This window comes from Candidatus Corynebacterium faecigallinarum (assembly GCF_052264515.1).
GTDB classification, from domain to species: Bacteria; Actinomycetota; Actinomycetes; order Mycobacteriales; family Mycobacteriaceae; genus Corynebacterium; species Corynebacterium faecigallinarum.
Map to the genome: position 1 here is coordinate 1 of NZ_JBQQOC010000012.1, position 15,292 is coordinate 15,292.

15 protein-coding genes are annotated in these 15,292 nt (G+C 68.1%); all 15 read left to right on the plus strand.

The genetic code is table 11. The features are described from left to right. The first annotated feature begins 217 nt into the window (after positions 1-217). The 15 genes from ACTXPP_RS07830 to scpB all read left to right on the plus strand — a co-directional run bounded on the left by ACTXPP_RS07830 (position 218) and on the right by scpB (position 15,280). Positions 218-1,498 carry a tetratricopeptide repeat protein gene (locus ACTXPP_RS07830; protein WP_443341648.1) on the plus strand — a complete coding sequence of 427 codons (1,281 nt, stop codon included), beginning with the start codon at positions 218-220 and terminating at the stop codon, positions 1,496-1,498. 2 nt (positions 1,499-1,500) lie between these two features. Continuing rightward, the gene (locus ACTXPP_RS07835; protein WP_443341649.1) at positions 1,501-2,520 is read left to right on the plus strand and encodes an HAD-IIA family hydrolase; all 1,020 of its coding nucleotides are present in this window, start codon (positions 1,501-1,503) and stop codon (positions 2,518-2,520) included. Next, positions 2,517-2,693: a hypothetical protein gene (locus tag ACTXPP_RS07840; protein ID WP_301498249.1), complete on the plus strand. Its 177-nt coding sequence runs from the start codon at positions 2,517-2,519 to the stop codon at positions 2,691-2,693. The genes ACTXPP_RS07835 and ACTXPP_RS07840 overlap by 4 nt, the downstream gene beginning before the upstream one ends. Continuing rightward, positions 2,693-3,532, plus strand: coding sequence for a TlyA family RNA methyltransferase (locus ACTXPP_RS07845; protein ID WP_301498248.1), 840 nt, complete (start codon positions 2,693-2,695; stop codon positions 3,530-3,532). The genes ACTXPP_RS07840 and ACTXPP_RS07845 overlap by 1 nt, the downstream gene beginning before the upstream one ends. Positions 3,533-3,591: 59 nt before the next feature. Next, positions 3,592-4,515 carry an NAD kinase gene (locus ACTXPP_RS07850; protein WP_301498254.1) on the plus strand — a complete coding sequence of 308 codons (924 nt, stop codon included), beginning with the start codon at positions 3,592-3,594 and terminating at the stop codon, positions 4,513-4,515. A gap of 5 nt (positions 4,516-4,520) precedes the next feature. Then, a complete protein-coding gene (locus ACTXPP_RS07855) occupies positions 4,521-6,344 on the plus strand; it encodes a DNA repair protein RecN (protein WP_443341653.1) in 1,824 nt (607 codons plus the stop codon). Then, the gene (locus ACTXPP_RS07860; protein WP_301521071.1) at positions 6,345-7,283 is read left to right on the plus strand and encodes a LysR family transcriptional regulator; all 939 of its coding nucleotides are present in this window, start codon (positions 6,345-6,347) and stop codon (positions 7,281-7,283) included. A gap of 97 nt (positions 7,284-7,380) precedes the next feature. Beyond that, on the plus strand, positions 7,381-8,559 hold the full coding sequence (gene steA, locus ACTXPP_RS07865; protein WP_443341655.1) for a putative cytokinetic ring protein SteA: 1,179 nt from the start codon (positions 7,381-7,383) through the stop codon (positions 8,557-8,559). After that, positions 8,559-9,479 carry a copper transporter gene (locus ACTXPP_RS07870; protein ID WP_443341657.1) on the plus strand — a complete coding sequence of 307 codons (921 nt, stop codon included), beginning with the start codon at positions 8,559-8,561 and terminating at the stop codon, positions 9,477-9,479. The genes steA and ACTXPP_RS07870 overlap by 1 nt, the downstream gene beginning before the upstream one ends. Before the next feature lie 63 nt (positions 9,480-9,542). Continuing rightward, on the plus strand, positions 9,543-11,210 hold the full coding sequence (gene pyrG / locus ACTXPP_RS07875; RefSeq protein WP_443341659.1) for a CTP synthase: 1,668 nt from the start codon (positions 9,543-9,545) through the stop codon (positions 11,208-11,210). Between the two features lie 23 nt (positions 11,211-11,233). Then, positions 11,234-11,893 (plus strand): NUDIX domain-containing protein, encoded by a 660-nt coding sequence (locus tag ACTXPP_RS07880; protein ID WP_443341661.1) that lies wholly within the window; start codon positions 11,234-11,236, stop codon positions 11,891-11,893. Continuing rightward, positions 11,883-12,899: a tyrosine recombinase gene (locus ACTXPP_RS07885; protein WP_443341663.1), complete on the plus strand. Its 1,017-nt coding sequence runs from the start codon at positions 11,883-11,885 to the stop codon at positions 12,897-12,899. Before ACTXPP_RS07880 ends, ACTXPP_RS07885 begins: the two co-directional genes overlap by 11 nt. Positions 12,900-12,965: 66 nt before the next feature. Further along, entirely contained in the window at positions 12,966-13,841 is an 876-nt protein-coding gene (locus tag ACTXPP_RS07890; protein ID WP_443341665.1) for a ParA family protein, read from the plus strand. 46 nt (positions 13,842-13,887) lie between these two features. Beyond that, complete coding sequence (locus ACTXPP_RS07895; protein WP_443341747.1) at positions 13,888-14,685, plus strand: segregation and condensation protein A; 798 nt, start codon at positions 13,888-13,890, stop codon at positions 14,683-14,685. A gap of 34 nt (positions 14,686-14,719) precedes the next feature. Then, positions 14,720-15,280: an SMC-Scp complex subunit ScpB gene (gene scpB, locus ACTXPP_RS07900; RefSeq protein ID WP_301520225.1), complete on the plus strand. Its 561-nt coding sequence runs from the start codon at positions 14,720-14,722 to the stop codon at positions 15,278-15,280. The last annotated feature ends 12 nt before the right edge of the window (positions 15,281-15,292 follow it).

Below are 15,292 nucleotides of genomic sequence, written 5' to 3' on the forward strand. Positions count from 1 at the left end.
TTAAATTTGAAGAATGGGGTTGGGCCCCGGTTGCTGATGACATCACCGTCGTCTGCAACCGGGGTCTTTCTTCGTGCAACGGGGTGCAACTGCACCCCCATCCTTCGGTGGATTCCACCGGAGGAGGTCTCCCCAGACCACCGTGCACCAATGGTTGGCTGTCCGGGCGCCCTCACCTAGAATCGGTGAGGTACATACTGTGAGAAAGAGGAAACACATGAGCGAGTCTTCCGGCGACAATCGATCGCGCGGTCATCAGGGGGGCGACAACCGCTCCTCCCACAGCGGTCGCAACGGTCAGGGAGGCTACAACCGCGGCGGTAACGACCGACGTGGAGGAGATAACAGGGGAGGTCAGCGCGGCGGATACCGCGACGACCGTCGGGATGACCGCCGTGGGGGACACCGCGATGACCGCCGGGACGACCGTCGCGGTGGATACCAGGGCGGCGGCCGTAATGACCGTCGCGATGATCGCCGTGGGGGATACCGTGGTGACCGCCGGGACGACCGTCGTGGGGGATACCGCGATGACCGCCGGGACGACCGTCGCGGTGGATACCAGGGCGGCGGCCGCAATGACCGTCGTGACGACCGTCGTGACGACCGTCGTGACGACCGTCGCGATGACCGTCGTGGGGGCTACCGTGATGACCGCCGGAACGACCGCCGAGGTGGGCGCCGCGATGATCGTCGTGGTGGAGACAACCGCGGCGGCCGTCCGCAACACGCCAATCGCGGTGGTGCCGGCCAGCATGACGATCGTCGTCGCGACCGCCACAACGGCCCGCAGCGCTCCGGCTACCGCGAGGAACGTCTCAACCTCCGTGACAACGAGCCCGCGATCCCCTCCGACGTCAACCCGAAGGAGCTTGACCCAGGCGTCCGCCAGGAGCTTCGGAGCCTGTCCAAGGACAATGCCGACAAGGTTGCCGGCCATCTGATCATGGCCGCAGCTCTGATGGACAGCGACGCCGACAAGGCCCTCGCCCACGCCCGCGCCGCCAAGGACCGCGGTGGTCGTGTCTCGATCACCCGCGAGACCCTCGGCATCGCCGCCTACCACGCCGGCGAGTGGAAGGAAGCTCTCTCCGAGCTGCGTGCCGCACGCCGTATGGCCGGTGGCCCGGGCCTGCTCGCGGTCATGGCCGACTGCGAGCGCGGCCTCGGCAAACCGGAGAAGGCCATCGAACTCGGCCAGACGCCTGAGGCTGAGGAACTCGACGAGGAAGGCCGCGCTGAGCTGGCTATCGTGATCGCCGGAGCCCACCATGACCTCGGCGACTACAGCGCGGCCCTGGAGACTCTCCGCCCCGAGTCCGAGTCGACCGATCTTCCCCCGGTTACCGCTCTGCGTGTGACCTACGCCTTCGCCGACGCCCTGTTGGCCACCGGCGACCTCGACCAGGCACGCCAGTGGTTCAACCGTGCCAAGGACATGGACACCGAGAACGTCCTCGACACCGACGAGCGTCTGCGCGAGCTCGGGGGCGCCTAGTCATGACCACACGCGGACCGGCCCAGGCTGGCCTCGACGTACTGGACGGCTACGACGTCCTGCTGGTCGACCTTGACGGGACCGTCTTCGCCGGCGGTAGTGCGATCGACGGTGCCCATCAGGGGCTGGACGGTCGGCGACTGGTGTTCATCACCAACAACGCCTCCCGTTCACCCGGCCAGGTCGCCGAGCACCTCAGCTCCCTCGGTTTCTCCGCCACCGCCGATGACGTCCTGACCTCGGCCCAGGCTGCGTGCGTCCTGGCCGCCGGTCTGCTCGAGGGGCGCACGGATCCACGTGCCTATGTCGTCGGAGCGGAGTCTTTCCGGGAACTCGCCCGACAGGCCGGGTTCACTCTCGTCGATTCTGCGGATGGTCCGCAAGGCACACCGGACGTGGTCCTGCAGGGCCACAGCCCCGACAACGGATGGGCGGAACTCTCCGAGGCAGCCCTGGCGATCCGTGCCGGGGCACTGCACGTCGCCTCGAACCTCGACAACACGCTGCCCTCCGAACGAGGATTCCTCGTCGGTAACGGCTCCATGGTCGCCGCCGTCACCAGCGCCACCGGGGTGACCCCGTACAGCGCAGGCAAGCCACTGGCCCCCATGTTCGACACCGCTGTGGCGAACACCGGAGCAAAGCACCCACTGGCCGTCGGAGATCGCCTCGACACCGACATCGCCGGAGGAATCGCCGCCGGTATCGACACGCTCTGCGTGCTCACCGGTGTGGCGACCCACACCCAGTTGCTCACCACCGAGCACCGACCAACCCACATTGCGGCGAATCTGCGCGACCACCTCACCGGGTGGAATGCCACGACGGGCACCCTCGATGACCCCACGGCGATCATCGTGCACTCCGGTGAGACCGGACCGGTAGCGGTGATGGCCGCAGAGGCCGTTGCCGTCGCGGCCCCACTGTCGTGGGCGGCGCTGGACGCCGGCGCGGAGGCACCACAGGTCCACCCCGCCGACGGTGATACTGCCGCAGCCGAAGCCTTGGAGGCATGGCGGTGACCGACCAGACTGAGCCCGAACGCAGCACACCCGTTCCCGGGGCACCGACCAACGTCGACGAGCTGGTCGCCGAGGTCGACCGGTTGCTGTCATCCGACGCCGAGGGCAACGACGAAGCAGCGCTGCTGGAGCAGGCTCACCGACTGATCAACGACGCACTTGAGGGGCGCTGATGGCGAAGCAGAACAAGGGAAGACGACTGCAGCGTCTCGACGCCGAACTGGTCAAGCGCAAGGACGCACGCTCCCGCGAACACGCCCGCGAGATGATCCAGGCCGGTCGGGTCAGCGTCAACGGCATCCTCGCCACGAAACCCGCCACCGGAGTCGACGGGGACGTCTCTATCCGGGTGGCAGCCAGTGAGGATGACCGCTGGGCGTCACGCGGGGCACACAAACTGCTCGGGGCCCTGGCGGCCTTTGAACCGGACGGACTCACCCTGGCCGGACGCCGGATCCTGGACGCCGGTGCATCCACCGGTGGATTCACCGATGTCTGCCTGGACCGTGAAGCCGCTGAGGTCCTGGCCGTCGACGTGGGCTACGGCCAGCTGATCTGGCGGCTGCAGAATGACGACCGGGTGACCGTCCTGGACCGCACCAACGTGCGCACCCTCACCGCCGACCAGCTCGGTGGACCTGCCGATGCGATGGTCGGTGACCTGTCCTTCATCTCCATTGAACTGGTGCTTCCGGCCCTGGCAGAGTGCGTGGCCGACGGTGGGCACCTGTTGCCGATGGTCAAACCCCAGTTCGAGGTGGGGAAGAACCGGCTGGGACATGGTGGGGTCGTTCGGGACCCGGCACTTCGGGTCGAAGCTACACTGAATGTAGCCCGCGCGGCGCAACGCCACGGGCTGTCGACCAGAGCCGTCACCGCCTCACCATTGCCCGGTCCCAGCGGAAACGTGGAATACTTTCTGTGGCTGGTCAAGGACGGCGGGGCAACCGCGCCGTCCGATGAGGCCCTGGAAGCGATGGTCGCCGACGCAGTGAAGGAGGGTCCGCAGTGACTGAGGTCAACGAGGTCAACAATACCGCCGCCACCCCGGCCGAGGACGGCGGTGAGCAGATCGCCGACGCTGCTGCCCCCGTCCGGGAGGTGCTGCTCGTCGCGCACACGGGCGCGTCCGACAAACTGAGCATGGCGGCCACAGCAGCCCAGCGGCTCGCCGACGGCGGACTCACCGTGCGGGTCATGTCCACCGGCGACCCAGCGCCAGTCGCCCGCCACGAGATCCTCGGCCGCTTCCCGCGCTACGGGCACACCACCGACGCGGCCAAAGGCGTCGACCTGGTGCTCGTCCTGGGTGGTGACGGCACATTCCTGCGCGCCGCGGACATCGCCCACGCCCAGGACGTCCCCGTCCTCGGCGTGAACCTCGGACACATCGGCTTCCTCGCCGAATGGGAGCAGGACTCCCTGGAGGAGGCCCTGGACCGGGTGATCGCCGGGGACTACCGCATCGAGAACCGCATGACGCTCTCGATCACCGCCCGCGACATCGACGGCCGCGTGCTGGGCACCGGTTGGGCGCTCAACGAGTGCTCGGTGGAGAACATGAACCGTCAGGGCGTGCTGGACACGATCCTGGAGGTCGACCAGCGTCCGGTGAGTTCCTTCGGTTGCGACGGCGTGCTGGTCTCCACGCCCACCGGTTCCACCGCCTACGCCTTCTCCGCCGGCGGGCCCATCCTCTGGCCGGAGCTCGCGTCGATCCTGGTGGTGCCGTCCAACGCCCACACCCTCTTCGCCCGACCGCTGGTGGTCAGCCCGGACTCGACGGTCGCGGTGGAGACCAACCCGCAGACCTCGCCGGCGACCGCGGTGATGGACGGCTTCCGTCAGATCCACATGCCGCCTGGTGCCCGGGTGGAGATCCGCCGGGGTCCGCAGGACGTACGCTGGGTACGCCTGGACACCGAGCCCTTCACCGACCGTCTCGTGCAGAAGTTCCGCCTCCCGGTGACGGGGTGGCGTGGGCCGCGACGGTGACGCGCATGCTGACTGAGCTGCAGATCCGCAATCTGGGAGTCATCGAGGAAGCCGTCGCCGAGTTCGCCGAGGGCTTCACCGTGGTCACCGGTGAGACCGGCGCCGGCAAGACCATGGTGGTCACCGGCCTGAAGTTGCTCTCCGGTGCGAGGGCGGACGCCCAGCGGGTGCGCGCCGGCACCGACCGGGCCACCGTCGACGGTGTCTTCCACACCGGCGACGACGCCAAGGTCCAGGAACTCGTCGAGAACGTCGGCGGGTACGTCGACGAGGGTGATGTCGTGGTCTCCCGCTCCGTCAACGCCTCCGGACGTTCCCGCGCCCACCTTGCCGGACGCACCGTCGCCGCCGGGGTGCTCGCCGACGTCGCCTCCCGACTGCTGACCATCCACGGACAGTCGGATCAGTTGCAGTTGCTCGACCCCACCCGTCAGCTGCGCAACCTGGACCGCTTCGCCGGACTGGACGATGCCCGCCGCGACTACCGCCGGCTGCGGCGAGAGTGGGCCACGCTGGCCAGAGACCTCAATGAACGCACGTTGCGTCGCCGGGAGCTGACCCTGGAGACCGACAACCTTCGGCGCGCCCTGGACGAGATCGACGGGGTGGACCCCCAGCCCGGGGAAGAAGACGAGATCAAGGCCACGGTGAGTCGACTGCAGGATGCCGACGACGTGCGCACCGCAGCGTCCGCCGCCCTCGACGCCATCGACGGTGGGGACGAGGCCGCCGTCGGCGACGGAGGTTCGGCGGTGGACGCACTGACCGCTGCGGTGGACGCGCTGCGTGGTGTGGCCGGTTCCGAACCCCGGTTCGCCGGGCTGGTCACCCGCCTGGAAGGCGTACTCGCCGACGTCGGTGACATCTCCACCGAGATCGGCGCGGCACTGTCCAATGTCCCGGACCCGGAAAGTCTGGAGGGGCTGCTGTCACGCCAGCAGGAACTCCGCGAACTGCACAAGTACGCCGAGGCCTCCTCCGTGGACTCCCCGGACGGTGCCCCAGACATCACCCCGCCCGACACCCCGCCCGACACCCTGCCCGGCACCCTGCCCGGCACCACCGGTGCCGACGGTGCGCTGCTCTGGCGCGACCGCGCCCGGGAACGTCTGGCACAGATCGACGTCTCCGGCGACGCCCTCTCCGAACTCGCCGAGAAGGTCACCGCCGCCGGCGAGGCCATGCTCGAGGCCGCCCGGACACTCTCGGGCGCCCGGCAGGAGGCCGCACGGCGCTTCGCCGAGGCCGTAAGCACCGAGATCACCGGACTCCACATGAGCGCCTCCTTCCGCGTCGAGGTCACCGCGGTGGGGACACCGGGCACCGCCGACTGCGGACCTGACGGGATCGACACCGTCGAGTTCCTGCTGGTGCAGGGTGGGAAGCCCTCGTCGTTGGCGGCGACCGCCTCCGGTGGTGAACTGTCCCGGGTCATGCTGGCCCTGGAGGTCATCCTCGCCGGGAGCGGGCGCACCATGGTCTTCGACGAGGTCGACTCCGGGGTCGGTGGACGCGCCGCGGTGGAGATCGGCAGACGTCTGGCCCGGCTGGCCGTGGACAACCAGGTCATCGTGGTCACCCACCTGCCTCAGGTCGCCGCCTTCGCCGACGCGCACGTGCACGTCGCCAAATCCGCCACCGACGACTCCGTGGTCTCCCGCGTCAGCACCCTGGACGCCGATGAGCGGGTCGAGGAACTGTCCCGGATGCTCGCCGGCCTGGAGTCCGACACCGGACGCGCCCACGCCGAGGAGCTGCTCGCCACGGCCCGGGCCGCCAAACAGGAGCTTCCTGCCCCCGTCCCGGCCGACTCCGGAGCAGGCGCCTAGATGCTGCTCACCCAACTGCGCTACTTCGAGGCGCTGGCCCGTGAGCGCCATTTCGGACGCGCCGCGGCATCCTGCTTCGTCACCACCTCGACGCTGTCGGAGGCGATCCGCAAGCTCGAGGCCGAGCTCAAGGTGCCGTTGGTCAACCGCGGCCGCTCGACCTACCGTGGGCTGACCCCGGAAGGCGAACTGGTGCTCAGCTACGCCCGACGTATCGTCACCGACCACCGTGCCCTGGTGGAGGACCTTTCGGCCCGGCGTGGGCAGCTGGAGACCACGGTGCGCCTCGGTGTCATCCCCGCTGGACTGAGCCGCGGTACGGCGGTGCTTGAGGCATTGTGCCGGGAGAACCCCGGAGTCAGCGTTGACCTGGTCGCCGGGCTGCGCAGCGAGGAGATCCTCGCGAAGCTGCAGTCCGCGGAACTGGATGCCGGGATCATCCACCCGGCGCTGGGATCCGCGCAGTCTGTGACAGGGCTGCACGTCACTGACCTGGGTTCGGTGGATTTCGTGCTGCTCGCCGCCGAGGATCTCGTGCCGGAGGACAAGACCATGATGACCGGCGCGGATCTGGTGGATACTCCCGTGGCGGTGTTGTCCCCGGGGATGCGGGCGCGCGAGGAGTTCGACCGGGCGATGGCCGATGCGGGCGTGCCTGTGGCACCGGCGGCCGAGGCGGACTCGGTGGAAGCGCTGCGCGCCCTGGCCGCCACCGGGCGGTGGGCGGCGGTCGTGCCCGCGGACGGTACCGGAGGAACCGGGGAAGCCGGGGGAATCGGGGGAGCAGCGGGAGTAGGCCAGCGTCTGCGGGTGCGTGGACTGGCGGACCCGACGGTACGGGTCCCGGTGGTCCTGGCCAGGCTAGACACCCGTCCGGTCTCCGCCTTGGCGACCGCGTTGGATAAGGCAGTGGATAACGTACTGGACAAGGCGTTGTAGAAGGCGCGGGACGAGGCTGCCCTGAGTAGGTATCCCGAAAGAAGCCTCACCCCCCTTACGGCGCGCCTACCGAGTCCAGCCAGTCACTCCGGTCACAATGGTGCGCATGATCTTCTCCCGTACCGACACCCCCGGCATCCACGGCCACACCCGGGACTGCACCGGGAACAAGGGCACCGGACGCCTGCACGAGGGTGACATCGCCGTCATCGACCAACCTGATGTGAGCCGGGCACTGGCCCAGAAACTCATTGACGCCCAGGTGTCTGCCGTGGTCAACACCGCCGCCTTCACCACGGGCAACGTCCCCAACTTCGGCCCGCAGATGCTGCTGGACGCCGACATCACCCTGGTGGAGAACGCCGACCCCGGCATCGTCGAACGGGTGAAGAACGGCAAGAAGGGCCGCCTGCACGAGGGCAAGGTCCTCTACGGCGACCGGTCGATCGGCAAGGGCGACCTCCTCGACGAGAACACCGCGTCCACCCGGTTCACCGAGGCACGTGACGCGCTCGCCGACCACATGGAGGCCTTCACCGGCAACACCGCCGAGTTCGTCCGTTCCGAGGCTCCGCTGTTGATCGATGGCCTCGGCGTGCCGGAGACCGGTGTGGACATGGACGACCGCAAGGTCCTGGTCATCAGCTCCGATCCGCAGCTGGACGAGAAGATCAAGTCGCTGCGCTACTTCATCCGCGAGTACGACCCGATCATCATCGCCGTCGACACGGCGGTGGACGCCGTGATCAAGCAGGGCTACAAGCCGCAGGTCATCGTCGGTGACCCCGAGGTGATCTCCACCGAGGCACTGAACTCCGGTGCCACGGTGATCCTCCCGGCCGAGCCGGACGGTCACGCCCCGGGCCTGGAGCGGATCCAGGATCTCGGTATCGGCGCGATGACTTTCCCGGCGGCGACCTCCGATGCCACCGATCTGGCCCTGCTGCTGGCCGACTACCACGGTGCGTCGATGGTGGTGAACCTTGGACCCACCCTGGACCTGGACCGGATCTTCGACACCGCCCAGTCCCCGGACACCCCCTCGGCGATGCTGTCGCGACTGCGTGTCGGGGGCCGACTGGTCGACTCCGGTGCTGTCGCCGAGCTCTACCGCGTGTCCCGCTCCGGCGGTGGCTGGCTGTGGGCAGTCCTCGGTGTCCTGCTGGCGCTCGTGGTGATCGTGCTCATCGCCGGGCTCAGTGGTTCCGAAGGCTTCGTGGACAACCTCATCGACAGCTGGAACAACATCGCCCTGCGTTTCCAGGACCTCTTCTGATGAGCGCGGGTAAGGGAACGGGTCTGGCCGCGGCAGGCATCGCCGCCGGAACGCTGCTGGGCTTCTACGTCCTGGCACCCAACGTCGAGGGCGGCCCTACCGCGGTCGACAGTGAGACCCGGACCGAGTTGGACGCCGAGACCGTGCGTGCCGACCGCGCGGAGGCCTCCGTCGGAGGTGCGGACGAACTGCTCGACGGCTCCGTCGAGGGGATCCTCGACGGAGTCCTGGACGGGGAGAACGTCCTGGTGCTCGCCACCGCCGACACCGATGAGGCTGCGGTGACCGGTGTCGGCGAGTTGATCGCGACCGCCGGGGGAGAGGCTGCCGGCACCGTGCAGCTCAGTGAGGACGCCACCGCCCCGGGCTCCGGCGACCAGCTGAAGTCCATCGCCGCCTCTTCGCTGCCGGCCGGGGCCTCGCTCTCCGAGGACCGGTTGGACCCCGGCTACCACACCGGCGAGCTGCTGGGTCAGACTCTCGGAGATGCCAGCGAGTCCGACCGGGCCGTGGTCGTCGGCGCACTGGACAACGCCGGTTTCTTCGCCGACGGCGCTGAGGCGATCTCCGCCGTCGACGGTGAGGTCGATGCCGTCGTGGTCGTCACTGGTGATGCCTCAGAGGGCGACGGGGACGGTAATTACTCGACCCGTTTCGTCGCCGATCTCACCGCTGGTCTCGACGCCACCACCGGTGGTGTTGTGCTGGCCGGCGGACAGGGTTCGGCCGAGCCCAACGGCGCCATCGGCCTGATCCGGGCCGATCAGGGTGCGACCGAGAGCATCAGTACAGTCGACCATGTCTCCGATGTCGCAGGCCGGATCACCACCGTCCGTGCGGTAGCTGAGCAACTCGACGGCAATTCGGGGTCCTACGGGGTGACCCCGAGCGCCGCAGCGACCACCGTCGGTGCGGGCTAGAACGCCAAGCTGTGTTAGATTGAAGCCCCGTAGGTTTTATCCGGATCCATTACGGGAGTTGACGTGTCACAAGGCCGCACCGAACAGCACACCAAGTTCATTTTCGTCACCGGCGGTGTCGTGTCCTCACTGGGGAAGGGACTGACTGCCGCTAGCCTCGGCCAGCTGCTCGTCTCCCGGGGGCTCACGGTCACCATGCAGAAGCTGGACCCGTACCTTAACGTCGATCCGGGCACGATGAACCCCTTCGAGCACGGTGAGGTCTTCGTCACCGACGACGGTGCCGAGACTGACCTCGACCTGGGGCACTACGAGCGTTTCCTGGACCGTAGCCTGACCCAGAACGCCAACGTCACCACCGGCAAGGTGTACTCCACCGTCATCGCCAAGGAGCGTCGCGGCGAGTTCCTGGGCAAGACCGTCCAGGTCATCCCGCACATCACCGACGAGATCAAGTCCCGCATCCTGGCCCAGGCCGAGCCGGGCGCCGACGGTGTGAAGCCGGACGTGGTCATCTCGGAGATCGGCGGCACCGTCGGTGACATCGAGTCCCAGCCCTTCCTGGAGGCCGCCCGCCAGGTGCGCCACGAGGTCGGCCGGGAGAACATCTTCTTCATCCATGTCTCCCTGGTGCCCTACCTGGCTCCCTCCGGTGAGCTGAAGACCAAGCCGACCCAGCACTCGGTGGCCGAGCTGCGCAGCATCGGTATCATCCCGGACTCGATCGTCCTGCGGTGTGACCGTGAGGTCCCGCAGGGTCTGAAGAAGAAGATCGCGATGATGACCGACGTGGAGGAGGAGGGCGTGGTGTCCTGCGCGGACTCCTCCTCTATCTACAACATCCCGCAGGTCCTCTACCGTGAGCACCTCGACTCGTTCCTCATCCGCAAGCTGAACCTGCCGTTCCGTGACGTGGACTGGACCGTGTGGGGCGACCTGCTCGACCGGGTGCACAACCCCGAGGGTGAGATCACCGTCGCCCTGGTAGGCAAGTACATCGACCTGCCGGACGCCTACCTGTCGGTCGCCGAGGCGATCCGCGCCGGCGCCTTCGGTGAGCGGCACAAGGCAGACATCCGCTGGGTTGCCGCCGACGACTGCGCGACCCCGGAGGGTGCGGCTGCCGCACTCGGCGACGTCGACGCGGTCGTCGTCCCGGGCGGATTCGGTGTCCGGGGCATCGAGGGCAAGATCGCCGCGGTGACCTACTGCCGCGAGAACAAGGTGCCGATGCTGGGTATCTGCCTCGGCCTGCAGTGCACCGTGATCGAGGCGGCCCGTGCCGCCGGTGTCGAGGACGCCTCGTCCACCGAGTTCGACGAGAACACCACCGCCCCGGTGATCTCCACCATGGCCGAGCAGCAGGCCGCCGTGTCCGGCGAGGCCGACCTGGGCGGCACGATGCGTCTGGGCGCCTACCCCGCGTCCTTGGCGGAGGGGTCGGTTGTCGCCGAGGCCTACGGCGAGACCGAGGTCTCCGAGCGCCACCGTCACCGCTTCGAGGTCAACAACGCTTACCGTGAGCAGATCACCGAGGGTTCCGGCCTGCAGTTCTCCGGCACCTCGCCGGACGGAACCCTGGTCGAGTTCGTCGAGTACCCGACCGAGATCCACCCCTACCTGGTCGCCACCCAGGCGCACCCGGAGTACAAGTCGCGTCCGACCCGCCCGCACCCGCTGTTCGCCGGCCTGATCCACGCCGCGGTCGAGAACAAGCGCTCCGGGCGCTAGAGCATCGCCCAGGAGCCGCCACGATGACTGAGCTGTACCGCACCCTCTCCAGCGAGGTGCTGGTGGACACCGCGGTCATTGCGGTGCGTCGTGACCGGATCACCACCGCCACCGGAGAGGTCGACCGGGAGGTCATCGAGCATTTCGGTGCCGCGGCCGTTGTCGCGGTCCGTCAGGGCGACACCGGGCCGGAGGTCATGCTGGTCCGCCAGTACCGTCGGCCGGTCGGACGCTACCTCTGGGAACTGCCTGCCGGGTTGCTGGACATGGCGGGGGAGGACGCCCTGGCCACCGCGCAGCGCGAACTGGCGGAGGAGGCCGGACTGACCGCGGACACCTGGTCACTGCTGGGGGACGTGAGTACCTCTCCGGGGATCAGTGAGGAGATGTGCCGCATCTTCCTCGCCGAGGATGTCCGCAACATCACCGCCGACGATGCCGCCGAGCTGGAGCAGGCCAGCGGTGAGGAGGCGGACATGACCAGCCTCTGGCTGCCGGTCGATGAGGCGGTGCAATGGGTGCAGACCGGAAAGATCGAGAATGTCATCGCCGTGGCTGGCCTGCTGCACCTGCACGCCGGCACCCGCCGCGATGTATCCGAGACCTACCACCACCACTCCGGACTGATCGAGCGACGTAGTCCGGGGCAGCCGGCCGGCACGGACCTCAAGCATGTCCGCTGAGGACAGCTCGACACCCGCCCCGGCGGGGGCATCCGAAGAGGACCAGCGACGCGCCCGCGCCTGGTTCCGGCATCTTCGCACCGAACGCGGCCGCAGCCGCAACACCCTGGACAACTACTCCCGGGACATCGACCGCTACCTCCACTGGTTGGCGTCGCGCTCACTGGATATGACCTCGGTGTCCACCGGCGACGTCGAGGATTTCATCATGGACCTGCGCAAAGGCCACCCCGTGACCGGGGGGGCGCCGCTGGCCCAGTCCACCGTCGCCCGGATTCTCAGTGCCGTCCGGGGCCTGCACCGCTTCACTGCCGCGAACAGTGGCCTGCCGGACGTGGTGGCGGATATCCCGCTGGCACCGGGGCGACGCGATCTTCCCAAGGCGTTGACCGTCGACCAGGTTGTGGCCTTGATCGAGGCCTGCCCGGACGGTCCGGCGGCGGGCCCGCTGCAACTGCGCGACCGGGCGGTCGTGGAGCTGCTGTACTCGACCGGGGCGCGGATCAGTGAGATCTGTGACCTCGACCTCGACGACCTCGATGTGCGCACTGACGTCCGCAACCACGTCCGCGGCGACGGCGCCGACCAACTGGCCGCGACGCTGCTGGTGCGAGGCAAGGGGGACAAGGAACGCGTCCTCCCCGTCGGCGATCCCGCACTGCAGGCGGTGGACGCCTACCTGCGACGGGCGCGTCCCGACCTGGCTGCCCGCAGCCGCACCGGGGCGGACGCCAGCGCGTTGTTCCTCACCGCCCGTGGCGGACGGCTGACCAGGCAGAGCGGCCACAAGATCATCACCACTGCCGCGCAGAGGGCCGGGCTGCCGGAGGTCTCGCCGCACAGTCTGCGGCACAGTTTCGCCACCCACCTGCTCACCGGCGGGGCGGATGTGCGGGTGGTGCAGGAGCTGCTGGGCCATTCAAGTGTGTCGACCACCCAGATCTACACGAAGGTCTCACCGGACCTGTTGCGGGAGAGCTGGGCGGAGTCACACCCGCGTGCGTGATCACGACCGTGATAATCTGAATCGTGTTATTCATCGACAGCGACCCGGAGGGAGCGTGACACGGCCATGGGCGAGGCAGCTGACGCCGAGGGTGGGCTGTTCGACAAGCCCCAGCTGGGGCTGACCGGTCGACCGCTGCGCGAGATCCCGCGCCCGGCTCCGTTGGACCGTCATGGCCCGGCGACCATCATCGCGATGTGCAACCAGAAAGGCGGGGTGGGCAAGACCACCTCGACCATCAACATGGGTGCCGCACTGGCCGAGTACGGTCGCAAGGTGCTGCTCGTCGACCTGGACCCGCAGGGCGCGTTGTCCGCCGGGTTGGGCATAGACCACGAAGAGCTCGACATCACCGTCTACAACCTGTTGGTCGACCACTCCGCCACCATCCACGAGGCACTGCACCGCAGCCCGGTGGAGGGACTCGACGTGGTTCCGGCGAACATCGACCTGTCTGCCGCGGAGATCCAGCTGGTCAACGAGGTCGGCCGCGAGCAGGCACTGGCCCGTGCTCTGCGCCCGGTGATGAACGACTACGACTACATCATCGTGGACTGCCAGCCCTCCCTCGGCCTGCTCACGGTCAATGCACTGAGCTGTGCCGACAGCGTGATCATCCCGATGGAGTGCGAGTACTTCGCGCTGCGTGGACTGGCGCTGCTCACCGACACGGTGGAGAAGGTGCGCGACCGGCTGAACTTCCGGCTGGAGGTCCTCGGGATCCTGGTGACCATGTTCGACCGGCGCACCAACCACTCCCGCGAGGTGATGGACCGGGTCGTGGAGTTCTTCGGCGACAAGGTCTTCGACACCGTCATCACCCGCACGGTGCGCTTCCCGGAGACCTCGGTCGCCGGTGAGCCGATCACCAGCTGGGCACCGGCCTCCGACGGCGCGCAGCAGTACCTTGATCTGGCGGCCGAGGTCGTCGAGCGGTCGTAGGTCGACCGTGGCGGACACTGTCGGAGTGGTCGACGAGCCCGAGACCATGGAACAGCCCGAACTCACCGGCTTCCAGGTTGCGCTGGCGAACTTCGACGGGCCCTTCGACCTGCTGCTGCAGCTGATCCACTCGCACCGGATGGACGTCACCGAGGTGGCGTTGGCCACCGTCACCGACGAGTTCATCGCCTACACCCGCACCCTGACCGGCAGTGTGGACGACCTCGACGAGGTCACCGAGTTCCTTGTGGTCGCCTCGACCCTGCTGGACCTCAAGGCCGCCCGGCTGGTGCCCCGCGGCGAGGTGGAGAACGAGGAGGATCTCGCGCTGCTGGAGTCCCGTGACCTGCTGTTCGCCCGACTGCTCCAGTACAAGGCCTATAAGTCGGTGGCGGACCTGTTCGCTGAATGGCAGCGCGACGCCGCCCGGCGTTATCCGGTGCAGTTGTCCCCGGAGGAGCAGTTCGTGGATCTCATGCCGCCGGTGGAGATCGGAATGACCCCGGAGAGCTTCGCCGAGATGGCCGCCGCCGTGTTCCGTCCGAAGCCCAGCGAGGTGTCGACTTCGCACCTGCATGTCCAGGCGGTGTCGGTTCCGGAGCAGGCCGGCCATATCCTCTCCACGCTGCGTGTCGCCGGGGCGGACACCTGGGTCAGTTTCAGTACCCTGATCTCCGACTGCGATGTGTCGATGACGGTGATCGGACGCTTCCTGGCCCTGCTGGAGCTCTACAAGGCCCGGGCGGTGGGCATCGAACAGGCCGAGCCGCTGGAGGAGATGTCGGTGGCGTGGACCGGGTTGGATGTTGACCCGGCCGTGGTTGCAGCAAGTAACTGGGACTGACAGTTGAGTGCGGGAAGTCGAAGGGATGGAAGATATGTCGGAGACATCACGGGATCCGGTGAGCCTGGTGCGTAGCCAGGTGGAGTCGCTGCTGCTGGTCGCGGACGAGCCGACCAGCGCGGCAGATTTCGCGAGGGTGCTGGAACAGTCCGAGGAGGACGTCGCCGCCGCGCTGGCCGAGATCGCCACCGAGTTCTCCGACCGGGGAATGGGGTTCGAGCTGCGGGAACGTGAGGGGCTGTGGCGGCTCTACACCCGACGGGAGAACTCGCCGGTGGTCGAGGCGAAGATCCTCGACGGTGCCCAGCAGCGGCTGTCCCGGGCAGCGTTGGAGACGCTGGCCGTGGTGGCTTACCGACAGCCGGTGACCCGGTCCCAGGTCGCCGGGATCCGTGGGGTGAACTGCGACGGAGTGATGCGAACGCTCACCCTGCGCGGGTTGATCGCCGAGGTCGGCGTCACCGGCGAGGTCGGTGGAGCCCACCTGTACGCGACCACCGACCTGTTCCTGGAGCAGCTCGGGATGGAGTCACTGGAGCAGCTTCCGAACCTTGCCCCGCTGCTGCCGGACGTCGACGGTATCGACCTGGACTGATCGGGGACTGGC

Excerpts from the sequence above, each read along its gene's own strand:
- ACTXPP_RS07895 (WP_443341747.1), top strand. The coding sequence starts at position 13,888 with ATGGAACAGCCCGAACTCACCGGCTTCCAGGTTGCGCTGGCGAACTTC.
- ACTXPP_RS07885 (WP_443341663.1), top strand. The coding sequence starts at position 11,883 with ATGTCCGCTGAGGACAGCTCGACACCCGCCCCGGCGGGGGCATCCGAA.
- ACTXPP_RS07835 (WP_443341649.1), top strand. The coding sequence starts at position 1,501 with ATGACCACACGCGGACCGGCCCAGGCTGGCCTCGACGTACTGGACGGC.
- ACTXPP_RS07870 (WP_443341657.1), top strand. The coding sequence starts at position 8,559 with ATGAGCGCGGGTAAGGGAACGGGTCTGGCCGCGGCAGGCATCGCCGCC.
- ACTXPP_RS07890 (WP_443341665.1), top strand. The coding sequence starts at position 12,966 with ATGGGCGAGGCAGCTGACGCCGAGGGTGGGCTGTTCGACAAGCCCCAG.
- scpB (WP_301520225.1), top strand. The coding sequence starts at position 14,720 with ATGTCGGAGACATCACGGGATCCGGTGAGCCTGGTGCGTAGCCAGGTG.
- ACTXPP_RS07855 (WP_443341653.1), top strand. The coding sequence starts at position 4,521 with ATGCTGACTGAGCTGCAGATCCGCAATCTGGGAGTCATCGAGGAAGCC.
- ACTXPP_RS07830 (WP_443341648.1), top strand. The coding sequence starts at position 218 with ATGAGCGAGTCTTCCGGCGACAATCGATCGCGCGGTCATCAGGGGGGC.
- ACTXPP_RS07845 (WP_301498248.1), top strand. The coding sequence starts at position 2,693 with ATGGCGAAGCAGAACAAGGGAAGACGACTGCAGCGTCTCGACGCCGAA.
- ACTXPP_RS07860 (WP_301521071.1), top strand. The coding sequence starts at position 6,345 with ATGCTGCTCACCCAACTGCGCTACTTCGAGGCGCTGGCCCGTGAGCGC.
- ACTXPP_RS07880 (WP_443341661.1), top strand. The coding sequence starts at position 11,234 with ATGACTGAGCTGTACCGCACCCTCTCCAGCGAGGTGCTGGTGGACACC.
- steA (WP_443341655.1), top strand. The coding sequence starts at position 7,381 with ATGGTGCGCATGATCTTCTCCCGTACCGACACCCCCGGCATCCACGGC.